Source organism: Paenibacillus cellulositrophicus (genome assembly GCF_009363095.1).
Taxonomy (GTDB): Bacteria; Bacillota; Bacilli; order Paenibacillales; family Paenibacillaceae; genus Paenibacillus_AQ; species Paenibacillus_AQ favisporus.
Genome location: NZ_CP045295.1, coordinates 1,673,684 through 1,690,152, shown reverse-complemented (window position 1 = coordinate 1,690,152; position 16,469 = coordinate 1,673,684). Strand labels below are relative to the sequence as shown.

Sequence of the window (16,469 nt, the reverse complement as noted above, 5' to 3'; positions counted from 1 at the left end):
TCGATATTTTGGGAGATCTCCAAATCTATCAGCTGATGTAATACAATTTATACCATATTAGACATAAAATAAATATGTTATTTTGTAAAATAATATTTTAAATGTAAAAAATATGTAATTAGAAGGAGAACGCAGCATCCGCATGGTTCCTTTCTCATACGAAAGAGAAAGAAGAGGCTTGACTGTTTTCGTCGAATAATAAGGTCTTCCGCCTCTGGCAGCCTCTGCTTCACCATCTTTAATGGGCATTTCAATGCATAGTTCAATGGAATTATGAAGCTTAGGAAAAAAGTTATAAAAAAATTGCCAAAAAAGCAAAGGTTCGAGATGGAAAATGTCGAAGAATAAAGTAGGCATTCGTTTTTTAAACTTACATACGACGTAATGCAAGAAATTGAAACGGCGGTGAGTGAGAGTGGGATGGATTCGAAAGAAAGATATGGGGGAAGAAAAACAGAAACAGAATAGCTCCAGCTCAAAGGAGCGAAGCGGCAGCAAGCACAAGGCTTCAGCAGCATCAGGAGGGCCGGGAGATCCGAAAAAGCCGTCACGGTTCGCCAGCCTGCCAGGCATCAGCGGGGCACAGCTGCAAAATTTAAACCCGTTTAAGTCGGTGGGCGTGAAGTTGTTCCTGATTTTTTTCGTAGCGATAGCGGCGATCGTGCTGACCCTGGGTCTAACATCCTATAGCAAAGCCAAAAGCACCATCAAGAACAATACGGCGCTGGCGAATAGCCAGACGATCCAGCAAACTCAGGAAAAATTGGATATCATTCTGAAGCAGTATGAAGATATGGCGATGCAGATGTTTTTTGATCCTGAAATGCAGAGCGTCATCGACGAGCTGGCACGGAATCGGCAGGATGAATACCAGAACTTCGTGCTTACGGATCAGATCAATAAAAAATTGTCAAACCAGCTGAACAGCAACTCTTCGATCAAAGCGATTTATCTGGTTCCGCCCGAAGAGTCGCAGCGGATCATCTCTTCCGGTTCAGGCGGCCTGGACATCAATACAATCCGCGAAGCCGACTGGTTCAAAAATGCGAAGAAAACAAATCAGACATCATGGGTTCCTTCTTCAAAAGGTAAGGATGGAAGCGTTTCCTTCGAGCTGGTCCGCTCGCTGCAGAGCTTGTCCCGCGGCGGAGCCTACGTCATTATCGTGGAGCTTAAGACCGACGTCATCGAAAACCAGCTCAACGGAATCAGCTTGGGTGACGGAAGCAAGCTGCAGGTTGGCGACGCTAACGGTCAAGTCGTTGCCTCTACCGTGAACAGTGAAGCAGGAACCAAAGCCACACTTTCGTTCATGCAGGGCCAGACAGAACCCGCCAAGACCCTTGAAACGCAGGATAACGAAGGGAATGAAATCCTTGCCGTATACAACACGCTCGAGACGACAGGTTGGAAGCTGGTAGGAACCGTTCCGGTCGAAATGCTGGTCAAGGACGCTAAGGGAATTCTGGTATTGACCATGGGAATGGCCGTTGGCGCGATCGTGGTCGCCATCCTGATCGGGTTCTGGATGGCCCGGATGATCGCAACCCCGCTCAGCAAGCTGAAGGATCTGATGCTGGAGGGGGCCAAGGGTAACCTGAACGTGCGGACGCAGCATAAGTCTAAGGATGAAATCGGTCAGCTGGGACAGGCTTTCAATCTGATGGTGGACCAAATTACGAAGCTTGTTCAGCAGACGAATACGACGGCCCAGCTCGTGCTTGAAACGGCAGGCGAGCTGACGGATGCTTCCAAGAAGACGGCGATCTCGGCCAAAGAAATTGCCATTGCGACCGAGGAAATCGCCAACGGGGCAAGCAGTCTGGCTACCGAGGCGGAGCGCGGAAACGAGATGACCGAGCATATGGCCAAGCAGATGGGATTGGTGATCACGGCCAATGAGGAAATGGGCAGCGCCGCGCGGCATGTTGAACAATCCAGCCAGTACGGAACCAAACAGCTGAACGAGCTGCTGGACAAAACGCATCAAACGGAAGAAATGACGCGTGAGCTGATGCACAAGGTGGATGCCTTGAAGCAGACGGCAAGCTCTGTCAACAAAGTGCTGGTCGTGCTGCAAAATATTACGAAGCAGACGAATATTCTGTCCCTGAACGCCACGATCGAAGCGGCGCGGGCCGGGGCGGCCGGACGAGGCTTCATGGTCGTGGCGGACGAAATTCGCCAGCTTGCGGACCAGTCCAGACAATCGATTGACATGGTAGGGCAGATCACCGGTCAAATCATGTCCGAGATGAATGAAACGGTCGAAGCGCTGTCGGACGCTTATCCGCTGTTCCAGCACCAAATGAATGCGGTGAAGGAAACGAACGAAATTTTCGTATCGGTTCAGGAACAGATGGGTGATTTCACGCAGCGGCTGCAATCCGTAACCGAATCGATATCAGCGCTGCATGATTCGCACAGCGTTCTTTCGGAAGGCATGAGCAACGTCAGCGCGGTCGCAGAGGAATCCTCGGCGACCTCCGAGGAAGTCGCCTCGCTCAGCAATGAACAGCAAAGCGTGGGCGATCATCTCGTTGAACTCTCCGCCAAGCTGGAAAATGTATCGATTCAGTTGAAGGAATCGCTGTCCCGGTTTACGCTGAACTAAAGGAAGCATAAGGGAGCATGATTCGCATGCAGCAACGTTGCAGCGTAGTGCCACCCCAATAAACAGTTTTCACAGTGAGCCAACGTGTCCTCCGCTCGGGGATGCGTTGGCTTTCTGGTTCTCCGGGAAATGGGCTGGCCTAAGCTTGGCGGGTTGGACATGCTTGCTGAAGGATATACTGAGTAGAAAAGGCATAAAGAGGGGTTCTTCTTGAGCGTAAAACATAAGCAGCGCATTTTCTATGTGCTGGTCATCCTTTCGTTTATGATGACGGTACTCATATTAAGGTTAGCCTACATACAGCTCGTTATGAGGGTGTCGGAGCTGCCCGGAAGCCGGTTTACGATGCAGGAAATGTCGGTGCTGCAGCGGGAGCGCGGCGTCGTTTTGGACTCCGGGCGGGGCAAGTTTTACGACAGAAACGGCGAGCCCTTAACAGGGAAGACGGTTTCTGCCGCCGTGCTGTTCCCGGTTTCCGGTTCCATCCGGCAAGATGCGAAGGACAAGCTGAATGCGGTCACCCGGGTCCTGAAGACGGATCAGGCCGCCTTCCTGAAGGTATGGGGCCACTTGAGCGTCCCTCTCGTATGGCCGGACTCCCGCAAGAGCGATCCGCTGGCGTTGAAGGACAGCGAGGCGAAACAGGTAAGGACGGCCGGAATCAGCGGCATCGAAGTGCTGCCGTATACCAAGCGGTATGAGGATGCTTCCAGCGGGATGCAGTGGCTCGGCTATTTAACGGAGCAGCCCGGGCAGAAGCATCTGATCCACACGGGGTATGCCTTCCAGGAAGGGGCGGCCGGGCTGGAAAAGACGCTGGAGCCGCTCCTGCGAGGGATGGGTCCGACGACCGCCTATTATACCGTCGATGGAAGCGATCATCCCATTCCGGGTACGGGCATCCGGATTAAGGGACCAGGTAACGCTTATTATCCGCTCAAATTCCGCACCACGGTGGACCTGGAGCTGCAGCGGCAGATCGAGCAGTTAGCCAAGGAATCGGGGATGAAGGAGGGCGCCGTTGTCCTCCTTGATGCGCAAACCGCCGATGTGGTGGCCATGGTATCGCTGCCGTTCTACAATCCCTTGGACGTCAATCCGCAGCAAAAGGCATGGAATAACCGCGCTTTGCAGGCAGCCGTGCCTGGTTCCATATTCAAAACGGTCATCGCAGCAGCGGCGCTGGAGGCAGGCGTTACTTCTCCGGATGAAACCTTTACGTGCACCGGCGCATACGGTAAATATGGACTTTCCTGCCCCAAAGAGCATGGCGTGATTACGCTGGCGGAGGCTTATGCCGAATCGTGCAACGCCGTGTTTGCCGAACTGGCGGAGCGGCTGTCAGCGGGCGAAATCGAAGCAGCCGCTCATAAGCTGGGCCTGGCCAGAACGGTGGGTTGGGAGGAAAAGGACATCCTTGGCCTGCCCCTTCTGCGCCCGTTCGATCATGAGGACAGCGGAAAAATCTTTGCCGATCCGGATAAGGCCGATCGGGACGGAGGGATCCGCGCACAGACCGGCATCGGTCAGCGCGATGTACAGGTGACCCCGCTGCAGGCCGCCAACATGATCGTGACGCTTCTTCAGCAGGGACAAGTCCATGCGCCACGAATTCTGGATAGTGTTTCGTATGCCAACGGCCAGCTGATGAAAGAGCTAAAGCCCCATTTGACCCCGTCGTTCCTTGGTATCATCCAGCCGGCAACTGCGGATTTGATTACCGGCTGGATGGAGAAGGTGGTCACCGAAGGAACAGGTCAGTCGATCCGCGGCACAGCATGGCCGCTGGCCGGCAAATCGGGAACGGCCCAGGTGACCATAAACGGGCAGCCGCGTAATCATCAGTGGTTCATCGGGTACGGACCCGTGAACCAACCGAAATACGCGGCTGCAGTAGTGTATCAAAATATGTCGCCGTCCTCCCGGAACCAGGCGACGGTGCTGTTCGGACGCATTATGAACCTGCTTGCGGCTCATCCGGCGGGGTAGCATCCGGCGTGCGGGTGGTCATATCAAACGGCGACACGTCGAACTCTTCCTTCGGAAGGCGGATCCAGCTCTGCAAATATCCCTGCTGGAGCAGTTCCTTGATCAGGATCAGCAGCACGGGAGAGAGGATCAGTCCGGCGATGCCAAAGATCGACAGGGAGATGATCATGAACGAGAGCATCAGGAAAGCCGACGACACGCCGATCGAATTGCCAGTAATCCGCGGTTCGAGCAGCTGGCGGGTGAGAAGCACCACGACGAGCAGGACGGAAAGGCCGATCGCCAGACTGAGATTGCCGACAATAAACAAATAAATGATCCATGGGATCAGGATAACCGGAACCCCGACGAGCGGCAGAATATCAAATACGGCACAAACCAAGGCTAGTGCAAGCTCGTTGCCTGTGCGCAGAATCAACAGCCCGGCATATACGAGCACGAGGGTGATGAGCACCATGATCAGCTGGGCCTTGATGTAGGAGCCGATGGCTTTCAGGACATATGTCTTCAGAAATGTGTAGGCGTTCTTCAGCGTCTTCGGCGACTTGTCCCGCATCACTTTTCTCCAGCTGCCGATTTCGGTGCTGAGGAAAAACGCCAGGATGATGGCGATGCCGAAGTTGCCCATAAAGGACGAGAACGAACTGAACAGTCCGACCATATATTTAAAGAAAGCTGTGGCCCACCCGCTGGCATAATCCGTTAACGTTGTAAAATACTCGTTCATTTTTGCGGTGACATTTGGCGGCAGGGCTGCGATTTTTTCCTGAAGAAATTGCGTCAGCTTGGTAAATTCCGTTTGAATCATATGCGTGTATTTGGGCAAATTATCTTGGACCTGGGCGAACTGGGAAACGACGATCAGGCCGACTCCGAACAGGATCCCCAGGATTACCAGAATAAACACCAGTACGGAAATGGCGGAAGCGAACGGTTTGGGCATGCCCCTCTTGTGCAAAAACTTGGCCAGCGGTTCGATCATAAAGAAGACGACGAACGATAAAAATACGGGCGCGGCGATTTGGTACAGCTTGCTGAATATGTACATGACGAGGAAAACGGTAAGTACGATGAACCCGATATCCACAAAGGTTCGCCAGTATTTTTTGTACAGTGGAAGCATCGCGGGCGGATCTCTCCTTTTCACAACAGATTATTTTTCATTGTACACGATTTATAAAAAAACGCCTATTTCTTCAGTCACTGTGATAAAATAAGAGGTAGCGATTTTTATAGGGTGCCTATGAAAATCAAAGTTATCAAATAACACATGCCTTTCGGCAAGTCAAAGTCAATACAGAGAAAAGTGGGGATATGACATGCAGACTTTGCTGCTTTGGTTATTTTACATCTCATCGTTTTACGCGTTTATTCCCGGCTTGATCACCCGGATATTCGGTTTCCGCGTATTTCGTAGAGGGATCACGGAGCATGAATACGCGCTGACCTTCGATGACGGTCCCGATTCGGTGTACACTCCGAAATTGCTGGACCTGCTGAAAAGATACAACGCCAAGGCCACCTTCTTTGTCGTCGGCTCGCACGCAGAGCAGCATCCCGAAATCGTCAAGCGGATCTATGACGAAGGCCATCTGATCGGCATTCATAATTATGTCCATAAATCGAACTGGCTGATGCGGCCGGGAACGGTCAAGAAACAGATTATGAAGACCGACAAGGTTATTCATACGATAACCGGGGAGCGCAGTTCTTATTATCGTCCGCCGTGGGGAATCGTGAATTTGTTCGATTTTGCCAAGCGGAGCCAGTTCAAGATCGTCCTGTGGTCGTCCATGTTCGGCGACTGGCGAGAACGTATCGGCGCGGACCGGCTGACCGAGCGGATGCTGAACAAGCTTCAGCCCGGAGAAGTGATGCTGCTGCATGATTGCGGCCTCACGGCCGGAGCTAACCCGGACGCGCCGCAGCAAATGCTGATCGCTTTGGAGCGGGTGCTGGAGGAAGCGGAGCGCCGCGGAATGAGAGCCATCCGGATCGACGAGATGATCGAAGCGAAGGAGAAAGCGCCGGAGCGAAAGCTGCCGCGGCTGAAACGGGCTTCGGTCAAAGTTTGGCTGCTGTGGGAAACGCTGTTTCATGCGATGTTCCGGTTGAAATCCATCCGGCCTTATGATCCTTTCCTTCATTACCGGCTGCGCACCTATAAGGGACAAACGGTGGAGATGAATGATGGCGCAACGCTGTCCAAGGGAGATAAAGTGATCGAGCTGCACTTCGATAACGAGAAGCTGTTCCGGCTCGGTGTCCGGTCCAGATCGATGGTGCACCTGGCCATCCAGATGATCCGCGGCACCGAAGATCAGTTCCCGGAACTGGCCCGGATCATCCTGAGCGACCCTGAACTGCAGCAGGCGAAGGCCATATACGGAGTCACGATGATTAACCGGGGGCCGAAGAACTTCGGCTTCAAAATCGTCGACTTAAAAGACGGGCTGTTCGCCAAGTCGACGAAGCTGTACCTCAGATTTCTGCTGCGGATCATTAATCCGTCCGGACAGGAACGGCTGAAGGACCATGCGGAACAGATGGTTCCGAAACTGTTGGTCATGCCCGTCGATCAGCTGATCGGGCGGTTTTCCGAGAGTGGATCTCACCGCCGGCAGCAAGTGAAGGAGCCGTCCGATCCGCAAGAGGAGAAGAAGGGCGAGCTGCTTGACCTGAATCTGGTTGCTTCGTCGCAGGGGATCGGCAGCACGCCGCCTGCTATGTAAATCAAACAGCACTTATACGAAAATATGGATCGGGGCTGTCCCGGCTGTGGTAAAGACCGCAGCTGGAGACAGCCCTTTTGTTGGTGAACCGGAAAACGAATGAAGCAGCCTTACTATTTAAAGCTTTATGCTTTATATAAAAAAGGTGCTTCATAAGTCGGAGCGACTTATGAAGCACCTCGGATGCATCTCACTTCGATGCGGAGTGGATTAGATTTTCATGACGCCACCTTGGCTGGCGTTGGTGACGAGCTTAGAATAACGGGCGAGATAGCCTGTTTTCACCTTCGGCTCGAAGCCTTTCCAATGGGTGCGGCGCTCGGCCAGCACTTCGTCGCTGACAAGAAGCTCGATTTTGCGGTTATTCAGGTCGAGCTCGATGATGTCTCCGTCTTCGACGAAGGCGATCGGACCGCCCTCAGCTGCTTCCGGAGAGATGTGGCCGATACTGATCCCGCGGGATGCGCCGGAGAAGCGTCCGTCCGTGATCAGGCCGACTTTGGCTCCAAGGCCCATGCCGACGATTTGGGACGTAGGCGCCAGCATTTCCGGCATGCCCGGACCGCCTTTAGGTCCTTCGTAACGAATAACGACGACGTGGCCTTCTTTAACCTTGCCGTTCGCGATGCCTTCCAGCGCCTCTTCCTGGGAGTCGAAGCAGATGGCAGGACCTTTATGATAGCCGCCGACGGATGGATCCACGGCGCCGACTTTGATGATGGATCCTTCCGGAGCCAGGTTGCCGTAGAGCACCGCCAGGCCTCCACGCTCGGAGTATGGCTGATCGATCGGATGGATGACGTTTTTGTCCTGGATTTCGCAGCCGGCCACGTTCTCGGCCAGCGTCTTGCCGGTAACCGTCATGCGGTCGCCGTACAATGCGCCCGGCTTCTTGAGCAGCTCGTTCAGCACGGCGCTTACGCCGCCTGCGGTATGAACGTCTTCGATGAAGTAATCCGAAGCCGGTGCGAGCTTGGAGATATGCGGCACGCGGTTGGCGACTTCATTGATCCGCTCCAGCGGATAATCGATGCCGGCTTCTTGAGCGAGAGCCAGGGTGTGAAGCACGGTGTTCGTGGAGCCGCCCATGGCCATGTCGAGCGCAAAGGCGTTGTCGATGGATTCCTTGGTCACGATGTCACGCGGCTTCAGGTCCATCTTCACGAGTTCCATCAGCTGGCGTGCAGATTGCTTGACGAACTCTCTGCGTTCTTCGGCTACCGCCAGAATCGTGCCGTTGCCCGGCATTGCCAGTCCGAGGGCTTCGGCCAGACAATTCATGGAGTTCGCGGTGAACATGCCCGAACAGGAACCGCAGGTAGGACAGCCGTATTGTTCGAGCTCCAGCAGATCGTCGTCGCTGATTTTGCCGACTTGGTGGGCACCGACGCCTTCGAATACGGATGTCAGGGACAGGCGGCGTCCTTTGCTGTCTACGCCGGCCTTCATCGGACCGCCGCTGACGAAGATCGTAGGGATGTTGACGCGCAGCGCGCCCATCAGCATGCCTGGCGTAATTTTGTCACAGTTCGGAATGCAGACCATGCCGTCGAACCAGTGTGCAGAGACGACGGTTTCGAGCGAGTCGGCGATGATTTCGCGGCTCGGCAGGGAATAACGCATGCCGATATGCCCCATGGCGATGCCGTCATCAACGCCGATCGTGTTGAATTCAAACGGAACGCCTCCGGCTTCGCGGATGGCCTCCTTGACCAATTTACCGAATTCCTGAAGGTGGACGTGGCCGGGAACGATATCGATGTATGAGTTGCACACGGCGATAAACGGCTTGCCGAAATCCTCCTCTTTCACGCCCGCCGCGCGGAGCAAGCTGCGGTGAGGCGCGCGGTCAAAGCCCTTCTTGATCATGTCAGAGCGCATTTTATTAGCTGCCATGATGTCTTTTTCCCCCTAACTGTAAGTATCGCGCTTTAGCGCGGTTAACTATGAAAGTGCCCGTATAAAACGAAACGGTTTTAAATGAGTCTATCACAAAATGAAAGCTTTTTCTAGCAATGGTTCGAAAGATTCGGGGAACTTTAGGCCCAGGCAGGCGAACAGGAAAAGGCACCTTCCATTCGCTGGGAATGAAGGTGCCTTTTGGCTTATGTCAATCAATCACTTGTTGTTGGCTGATGGTCAGGCAGGGATTAGTTTTTGCCGCCCTTGCGGCCGATTTCTTTGTAGAAGTCCTTATCGTGAGACTCGGAAGTGGCTTCGCCGCCTTTTTGGCCGATCTCCTGATAAAATTCACGGTCATGGTTTTTGGAAGTGGCTTCGCCGCCTTTGCGGCCGATTTCCTGATAAAATTCCTTGTCATGATTTTTGGCCGTTGCTTCCCCGCCCATACGACCTGCTTCTTCTCTGCTCATTTTACCGTTATTATCGTTGTTACGTGCCATTTCAAATCACTCCTTGGAAAGTATTTTTTGATTGATATAGATTGAACTAAAGTGTACCTCCGGACCTGAAGTCCGTACCCGCCTTCCGGAGAAAGCGCGGATGACGTTAGCCTTAGTTCACTCTATATTAGTTGCGCGCATCCTTTACTTACCACGGCTTTTTTGGATTGAAACAATTAAATTATGAAATCATTGGTAAATAACTTGCTTGGATACAGCCCCGTCGGAAGAAGGCCTATCGGATCAGCCCTAGCGGATAAGCCCGTGGAGAGGAGGAGAGAAATACGGCTCCGCTTCAATTGTTACATATTGACAACCCTTCTTCCTCCGCTGACAATAGGGACAGACCAAGTAACGGAAAGGGGAAGAAAACATGCAGGATAGTAACCTACCTGGATCACCCGAGCTTGTCACGTTCGGAGAAAGCATGGGGCTGTTCACGGCGCAGGATTCCCGCGGCCTGGAGTATGCTTCCACCTTACATAAATCCTTTGGCGGAGCGGAGAGCAATGTTGCCATCGGCGTCGCCCGTCTGGGTCACACTTCAGGTTGGTTCGGGGCGCTGGGAAAGGATCCTCTCGGGGACATGATTTACAAGTCGATCCGAGGCGAAGGCGTAGACGTGTCGCAAACGGTCCGCGGCGTTGACGCGCCAACAGGCATGATGATCCGTGAAAATACGGCCGGCCGCACATCGGTATACTATTATCGGAAAGGCTCCGCGGCAAGCCGGATGCAGCCGGATCAGCTGAATGCTTCCTATATTGCCGGGGCCAAAATTTTGCACGTGACCGGCATTACGGCGGCGATCAGCCCGTCCGGACTGGCCTGCGTCGAAGCGGCTATAGACATCGCCGCGGCAGCCGGCGTCAAAATCAGCTTTGACCCCAATCTCCGCCTGAAGCTGTGGAGCCTGGAAGAGGCGCGGGGCGTGCTGCTGCGTCTGGCCGAAAAGGCAGATTACTTTTTACCGGGCCTCGACGAGCTGAGGCTGCTGTACGATACGGACAATGACGCGGCGATTTTTGCAAGCCTTTCCAAACTGAAAGCCGTATCGATCGTCAAAGGCGGTCCTGACCTGACTTATGTGCTGGAGCAGGGGAACGTAACGGAGGTTCCGTACTTCAAAGCCGACAATGTACTGGATACCGTCGGAGCGGGTGACGGCTTCTGTGCCGGATTTATCGCCGGGCTATTGAAGGGCGAAAGCGCCGTGGAAGCGACCCGTCTGGGGAATTTAACCGGATCCATGGTTATTCAGGCCGTGGGTGATTGGGAAGCGCTTCCGACTTGGGAGCAGGTCGAGGCGAAGCTCGGCAACAAGGCGCATATCGAGAGATAAGGCGAAAGATTGCAGGGGGTACTCTGGAAATAGACATCTTTCAGGCTTTTCCATATAATGAACAAAAGGAGCGGTCATTGTGAAAAAAATCCAGCTTTTGCAAAAAATTATCGATAACGGCGTCGTTGCCGTTCTGCGCGGAGATTCGGCCGATCAGGTGTTTGACATGGCGGAGGCGGCGATTGCCGGCGGGATCAAGGTCATCGAAGTTACGCTGACCGTGCCGGGAGCGCTGCATGCGATCGAGAAGCTCAGCCGGATGTACAGCTGGGAAACGAGCGACCCGGACAAATTCGCCATCATCGGAGCGGGAACGGTGCTGGAGCCTCAGACGGCGCGCGCTTCCATCATGGCCGGAGCCCAGTTTGTCGTCGGTCCTTCGCTGAATCCCGACACGGTTAAGCTGTGCAATTTGTACCGGGTGCCGATTCTGCCTGGCGTCATGACGATCGCCGAAGTGCAGCAGGCACTCGAGCTCGGGGTCGACATCGTGAAGCTGTTCCCTGGCAGCCTGTACGATCCGTCTATCATCAAGACGATGAAGGGGCCTCTGCCTCAAGCGGACTTTATGCCGACAGGCGGCGTATCGCTGTCCAATCTCGGCGACTGGATCAAAGGCGGGGCGGTGGCCGTGGGCATCGGCTCGGACCTGACCAACGAGGCTGTGAAGACTGGGGATTTAAGCCATGTCCGAACGAAAGCAGAGCAGTACATGGAGGCTTACCGCAAGGCAAAGTCGGAGCTGTAAGCCGGCCGGAATGTTGTGGGCGGAATCATTGTATCATAAGTAAAACCCAAGCATTGTGAATCAAACCCGATCGTAACGGGTACTACACCATACAGCCTGCCGTCCCGCATGTGGAGGCGGGCTGGTCCCTTATTCCATATGAAGCGAGAAGCCGCGGATCGGATCAAAAGGACCAACACTTGTGGAGGTGCACCATATCGTGCAGAACATAGATACGCTTGCCTCTTGGATTGAACAAAGCGGCAATATCGTTTTTTTCGGTGGAGCGGGAACGTCGACGGAAAGCGGCATTCCCGACTTCCGTTCCGCCGCCGGGCTGTATCAGACCGAACAGCATCTGCCATACCCGCCGGAGCAAATGCTGAGCCGGTCCTTTTTTATGAAGCTTCCCGAGGTGTTCTTTGATTTTTACCGCAGCAAAATGCTGCATCCCGATGCGGCCCCGAACGGCTGCCACCGGATGCTGGCCAAGCTGGAGCAAGCCGGCAAGCTGAAGGCTGTCGTGACCCAGAACATCGACGGATTGCATCAGAAGGCGGGAAGCAAAGAGGTGCTGGAGCTGCACGGTTCTGTTCACCGGAACTACTGCATGGGCTGCGGGGCGTTTTACGACCTGGAGCACATCATGGCGACGAACAAGCTCGTTCCGCGCTGCCCAAGCTGCAGCGGGATCATCAAGCCCGACGTCGTCCTGTACGAGGAGCCGCTGGACCAGCAGGTGCTCTTTGGTGCGGTGGAGGCAATCTCCCAGGCGGATCTGCTCATCATCGGCGGCACCTCTCTGACGGTTCAGCCGGCAGCGGACCTGGTGTCCTATTTTCAAGGAAGCCGCACCGTCCTCCTGAATATGGACCCTACTCCATATGACCGCAAAGCGGATCTGCTGATCGCTGATAAAATCGGCGAAGTGATGGAGCAGGTGGAGCGGAAACTGGGTATTTAATGGTGGCAGATGTTCATAGCGCGGTAAGCGTGGTAACAGCTTAGTCCACCCCTTTTTAACAGGAAGGATATTAGCCGGGACCTCCAGCCCGTGTAATCGGTTTCTTGTCAAATGCCTTGCCGAGGATTTATGATGGTTCTAGTAGTCTATTAACCGTGAGAGAGAAGGGCGGATATCAATGGCATATACACCAAGCGAATCACGTTATGAAGAGATGACTTATAACCGCTGTGGCCGTTCGGGACTGAAGCTCCCGGCCATATCGCTGGGACTCTGGCATAATTTTGGCGGAATCAATACGTACGAAAATGCGCGGAATATGATCACCCGCTCGTTTGATTTAGGAATTACCCACTTTGATCTAGCGAACAACTACGGTCCTCCACCAGGCTCGGCGGAAGAAACGTTTGGCCGGATTCTGGCCCAAGACCTGAAGAGCCACCGGGATGAATTGATTATTTCGTCCAAAGCCGGGTATTACATGTGGCCGGGTCCTTATGGGGAGTGGGGATCACGCAAGTATCTCGTCTCCAGCCTGGATCAAAGCTTAAAGCGGATGGGTCTCGATTATGTCGACATTTTTTATTCGCACCGCTTTGACCCCGATACTCCACTGGAAGAAACAATGATGGCGCTTGACCATATTGTGCGTTCCGGTAAAGCGCTGTACGTCGGCATTTCGAATTATTCGGCGGAGCAGACGGCGGAAGCCGCCGCAATCCTGAAGCAGCTGGGAACGCCGCTCTTGATCCATCAGCCAAGCTATTCCATGCTGAACCGCTGGATCGAGAACGGCCTGCAGGACGTGCTGGATGAGCAGGGGATCGGCACGATTGCCTTTACCCCGCTGGCTCAAGGGCTGCTGACGAACAAATACCTGAACGGCATTCCGGAAGATTCGCGTGCCGCGAGCCCGTCGGTCTTCCTGAACGAGGGCAACATTACGCCGGATGTGCTTCGCAAAATTCGGGCGCTGAACCAGCTTGCCGCCGCCCGCGGCCAAAGCCTGGCCCAACTGGCGCTGGCCTGGGTGCTGCGCGGAGGGCGCGTGACTTCAGCACTGATCGGAGCCAGCCGCGTCAGCCAGATCGAAGACAACGTGGCTGCACTGAAGAATCAGGAATTCAGCAAGGAAGAGCTGGACCGGATCGAGGCGATTTTGAAAACGGAAAGCGAATCCTAATCCTGTGTATATCCTGCGGATCGATGAGAGGCAAATTCCGGTGACGGAAACTTAAGTCCATATTAGCGACCATCCTGCGGTTGACCTTGCGCGTATACCAGTTGTATGACCGGCTTGGATTAATTTTACGCACATCTTACGCGTTACGCGGAATAACTCACTTGTCTGGCTCTTAATCGGAATAACCCGCTTATCATGGGCCTAACTCACAATAACCCGCTTGTCTGCCAGAGGGCAGGGCATGCGGGTTATTGTGTGCCTGGCGCTTAGGATCCGCGCTGCGAGTCCGGCCGGGCGGAAGCGACAAGGTCCGGAGCCGTTACGACCGCGCGGTACGCGGTCGGGGACTGCCCGCACAGCCGTTTGAATTGGCGGGAAAAATACAGGGCGTCCGTCAGCCCGACGGAGGCGGCCACCTGCTCGATGGACAGCTCCGGCCGTTCGCGCAGCAGCTGGCGCGACTTATCGATGCGGAGCTTAAGCAAATAGGTCACCGGCGAGCAGCCGGTTTCTTTCTTGAAAATCCGCGACAGATAGGCCCGATTATAACCGAGGCTGTCGCACATTTGCTCAATGGAGACCGGATGGGCGTACTGCGCTGACATATAGTGGATCATCTGCTTGACGGTCCGCTGCACCTGCGATTCCGTTCCCGTCAGCCGGGAATGGCTGGACAGGATATTCTGCGCTTCCGAGAAGATCAGGTACAGATAGCCGAGCGACGCCAGATCGGCGCTTTCCTGCTTCGTATAGAACGCTTCCTGCATCCGTTCAATAGAGCCGGGGATCATGGTGTCCCCGTCGGTAAAGAGCACCGGATGCAGCGGGTCGAAGCCGGCGTTCGCCAGGAGTCCCTGCGCCTCTCTGCCGGAGAAGGCGGTCCAGCGGTAGCGCCAAGGCTCGCCGGCGTCGGAGGCGTAGCTGACCAGCTGGCCGGGATGAATGAGGAAGCAGCTTCCTTGTCCGAGTTCATAGGTGCGCTGCTCGGTTCGGAACGTCCCTTTTCCCTCTTCTACATAATGAAGCAGATAATAATCATAAATTTTTGGCCCGACGGCATGCACGGGCCTGGTCTGGCTCTCTCCCGCAAACAGCACGTGCAGCGGGCCGTCGTCATGATAGACGGGGTTTGAAGCAACGGAGTAGGTCTCCTGCGGAATCATGGATTCATCGATCCTTTCACAAACATCAAAATAAATGCGGTCCTTCTTACACCATTATATTCTCCAAGGTCACATAAATCCATATCCAGTCAACATAATTGCATTAACGCGGACAGGAAGTCCTTTTATAATGAAAGAGCAGAACCATAAGGAAAGGATGGGTGCATATCCCTATGACATCGGAAACTTTATTACAGCAATTCATGACGAAATACGGTGACAGCAGCGAGGAAGTACGTGTGTTTCATGCTCCGGGCCGGGTTAACCTGATCGGGGAGCATATCGATTATAACGGAGGTTACGTCCTTCCCGCAGCGCTGGAGTTCGGCACGACGCTGCTCATTCGGGAGCGCGGGGACGATGTGATTCAGCTGGCCTCCACAAATTTGCCTTATGAATATAAACTAGCCGTCAAGGAAATCGGCAGCCACAAAACGGGCGAGTGGGTGGACTATGCCGTCGGCGTCATGGTCGAGAACGCCAATATCGGCTGTCCGGTAACGAAAGGCTATGACATCCTTTATCACGGCGATATTCCGAACGGCGCCGGATTATCTTCTTCCGCCTCGATCGAAGTGGTCACTTCGTATGCGCTGCAGTCGATGGAAGGCTGCAGTACAGATACGGTGCAGATTGCGCTCCTGTCGCAAAAGGCCGAGAACCAGTACGTCGGCGTCAATTGCGGCATCATGGACCAGTTCGCCGTCGCGAACGGGAAGAAGGACCACGCGATCCTGCTCATGTGCGACACGTTGGAATACAAGCATGTTCCGTTCCAGACCGGGGTCTACAAGCTGGTTATCAGCAATACGAACAAGCGCAGAGGCCTGGTGGATTCGGCTTACAACGAACGCCGCTCGCAGTGCGAAACCGCCTTGGCCCAGCTGCAGGCGAAGATGCCTTCGCTTCAGTATTTGGCCGGCCTGACGCCGGATCAGTTCGAATCGCTGAAGGATGCTATCGCCGATGAGACGGTCGTAAGACGTGCCCGGCACGTAGTCGAAGAAAACCAGCGCGTACTGGATTCCGTGGAAGCGTTGAAGCAGAACGATTTGCATACCTTCGGACAGCTGATGAACGCTTCGCACGCATCGCTGCGTGACCTGTACGAGGTCAGCTGCGAAGAGCTGGACGTTATGGTCGAAGAAGCGCAGCGGATCGAAGGCACGCTGGGCTCGAGGATGACCGGAGCCGGCTTTGGCGGCTGCACCGTGTCGCTCGTGCATGAAGATGCGGTGGAACGGTTCATTCAGCAGGTCGGCGAAGCGTACCAGGCGAGAACGGGTCTCAAGGCTGATTTCTATGTGTGCAGCGCAGGCGACGGAGTCAAAGAACTGAAGGGGGATCACTAAC

Annotated in this window: 11 protein-coding genes and 1 pseudogene; 8 read left to right on the top strand and 4 right to left on the bottom strand. The window is 54.3% G+C overall.

Annotated features, from left to right (window positions below; genetic code table 11):
- Nucleotides 1-439: 439 nt before the first annotated feature.
- Together GCU45_RS07705 and GCU45_RS07700 are read left to right on the top strand one after the other, a co-directional pair.
- Nucleotides 440-2,614 (top strand): methyl-accepting chemotaxis protein, encoded by a 2,175-nt coding sequence (locus tag GCU45_RS07705; protein ID WP_152398546.1) that lies wholly within the window; start codon nt 440-442, stop codon nt 2,612-2,614.
- A gap of 210 nt (nt 2,615-2,824) precedes the next feature.
- Complete coding sequence (locus GCU45_RS07700) at nt 2,825-4,603, top strand: peptidoglycan D,D-transpeptidase FtsI family protein (RefSeq protein WP_341874547.1); 1,779 nt, start codon at nt 2,825-2,827, stop codon at nt 4,601-4,603.
- Here the strand turns inward: GCU45_RS07700 and GCU45_RS07695 are convergent.
- Nucleotides 4,569-5,726 (bottom strand): AI-2E family transporter, encoded by a 1,158-nt coding sequence (locus GCU45_RS07695; protein ID WP_076169654.1) that lies wholly within the window; start codon nt 5,724-5,726, stop codon nt 4,569-4,571. The genes GCU45_RS07700 and GCU45_RS07695 overlap by 35 nt on opposite strands.
- A 196-nt stretch (nt 5,727-5,922) precedes the next feature.
- Between GCU45_RS07695 and GCU45_RS07690 the strand changes: the two genes are divergently transcribed.
- Entirely contained in the window at nt 5,923-7,335 is a 1,413-nt protein-coding gene (locus tag GCU45_RS07690; protein ID WP_152398545.1) for a polysaccharide deacetylase family protein, read from the top strand.
- Nucleotides 7,336-7,545: 210 nt separating this feature from the next.
- Here GCU45_RS07690 and ilvD read toward each other — a convergent pair whose 3' ends face one another.
- Nucleotides 7,546-9,231 carry a dihydroxy-acid dehydratase gene (gene ilvD / locus GCU45_RS07685; protein WP_208837106.1) on the bottom strand — a complete coding sequence of 562 codons (1,686 nt, stop codon included), beginning with the start codon at nt 9,229-9,231 and terminating at the stop codon, nt 7,546-7,548.
- 260 nt (nt 9,232-9,491) lie between these two features.
- A pseudogene (locus GCU45_RS07680) lies at nt 9,492-9,737 on the bottom strand (KGG domain-containing protein); the annotation flags it as partial.
- Nucleotides 9,738-10,110: 373 nt separating this feature from the next.
- Here GCU45_RS07680 and GCU45_RS07675 point away from each other — a divergent pair.
- From GCU45_RS07675 to mgrA, 4 genes are all read left to right on the top strand, one after another.
- Nucleotides 10,111-11,079 carry a sugar kinase gene (locus tag GCU45_RS07675; RefSeq protein WP_152398543.1) on the top strand — a complete coding sequence of 323 codons (969 nt, stop codon included), beginning with the start codon at nt 10,111-10,113 and terminating at the stop codon, nt 11,077-11,079.
- Nucleotides 11,080-11,158: 79 nt separating this feature from the next.
- The gene (locus GCU45_RS07670) at nt 11,159-11,827 is read left to right on the top strand and encodes a bifunctional 2-keto-4-hydroxyglutarate aldolase/2-keto-3-deoxy-6-phosphogluconate aldolase (protein ID WP_089550331.1); all 669 of its coding nucleotides are present in this window, start codon (nt 11,159-11,161) and stop codon (nt 11,825-11,827) included.
- Nucleotides 11,828-12,026: 199 nt separating this feature from the next.
- Nucleotides 12,027-12,770 carry an NAD-dependent protein deacylase gene (locus tag GCU45_RS07665; RefSeq protein WP_076169657.1) on the top strand — a complete coding sequence of 248 codons (744 nt, stop codon included), beginning with the start codon at nt 12,027-12,029 and terminating at the stop codon, nt 12,768-12,770.
- Nucleotides 12,771-12,948: 178 nt separating this feature from the next.
- Nucleotides 12,949-13,953 (top strand): L-glyceraldehyde 3-phosphate reductase, encoded by a 1,005-nt coding sequence (gene mgrA, locus GCU45_RS07660; RefSeq protein ID WP_152398542.1) that lies wholly within the window; start codon nt 12,949-12,951, stop codon nt 13,951-13,953.
- A gap of 266 nt (nt 13,954-14,219) precedes the next feature.
- Here the strand turns inward: mgrA and GCU45_RS07655 are convergent, their stop codons facing one another.
- Nucleotides 14,220-15,116: an AraC family transcriptional regulator gene (locus GCU45_RS07655; protein ID WP_105444416.1), complete on the bottom strand. Its 897-nt coding sequence runs from the start codon at nt 15,114-15,116 to the stop codon at nt 14,220-14,222.
- Nucleotides 15,117-15,289: 173 nt separating this feature from the next.
- Between GCU45_RS07655 and GCU45_RS07650 the strand changes: the two genes are divergently transcribed.
- Nucleotides 15,290-16,468, top strand: a complete 1,179-nt coding sequence (locus GCU45_RS07650; protein WP_076169660.1) for a galactokinase — start codon at nt 15,290-15,292, stop codon at nt 16,466-16,468.
- Nucleotide 16,469 lies beyond the last annotated feature (1 nt).

What these genes read in the sequence shown, in the direction of transcription:
- GCU45_RS07675 (WP_152398543.1), top strand. Translation starts at nt 10,111, where the DNA reads ATGCAGGATAGTAACCTACCTGGATCACCCGAGCTTGTCACGTTCGGA.
- mgrA (WP_152398542.1), top strand. Translation starts at nt 12,949, where the DNA reads ATGGCATATACACCAAGCGAATCACGTTATGAAGAGATGACTTATAAC.
- GCU45_RS07695 (WP_076169654.1), bottom strand. Translation starts at nt 5,726, where the DNA reads ATGCTTCCACTGTACAAAAAATACTGGCGAACCTTTGTGGATATCGGG.
- ilvD (WP_208837106.1), bottom strand. Translation starts at nt 9,231, where the DNA reads ATGGCAGCTAATAAAATGCGCTCTGACATGATCAAGAAGGGCTTTGAC.
- GCU45_RS07705 (WP_152398546.1), top strand. Translation starts at nt 440, where the DNA reads ATGGGGGAAGAAAAACAGAAACAGAATAGCTCCAGCTCAAAGGAGCGA.
- GCU45_RS07650 (WP_076169660.1), top strand. Translation starts at nt 15,290, where the DNA reads ATGACATCGGAAACTTTATTACAGCAATTCATGACGAAATACGGTGAC.
- GCU45_RS07655 (WP_105444416.1), bottom strand. Translation starts at nt 15,116, where the DNA reads ATGATTCCGCAGGAGACCTACTCCGTTGCTTCAAACCCCGTCTATCAT.
- GCU45_RS07690 (WP_152398545.1), top strand. Translation starts at nt 5,923, where the DNA reads ATGCAGACTTTGCTGCTTTGGTTATTTTACATCTCATCGTTTTACGCG.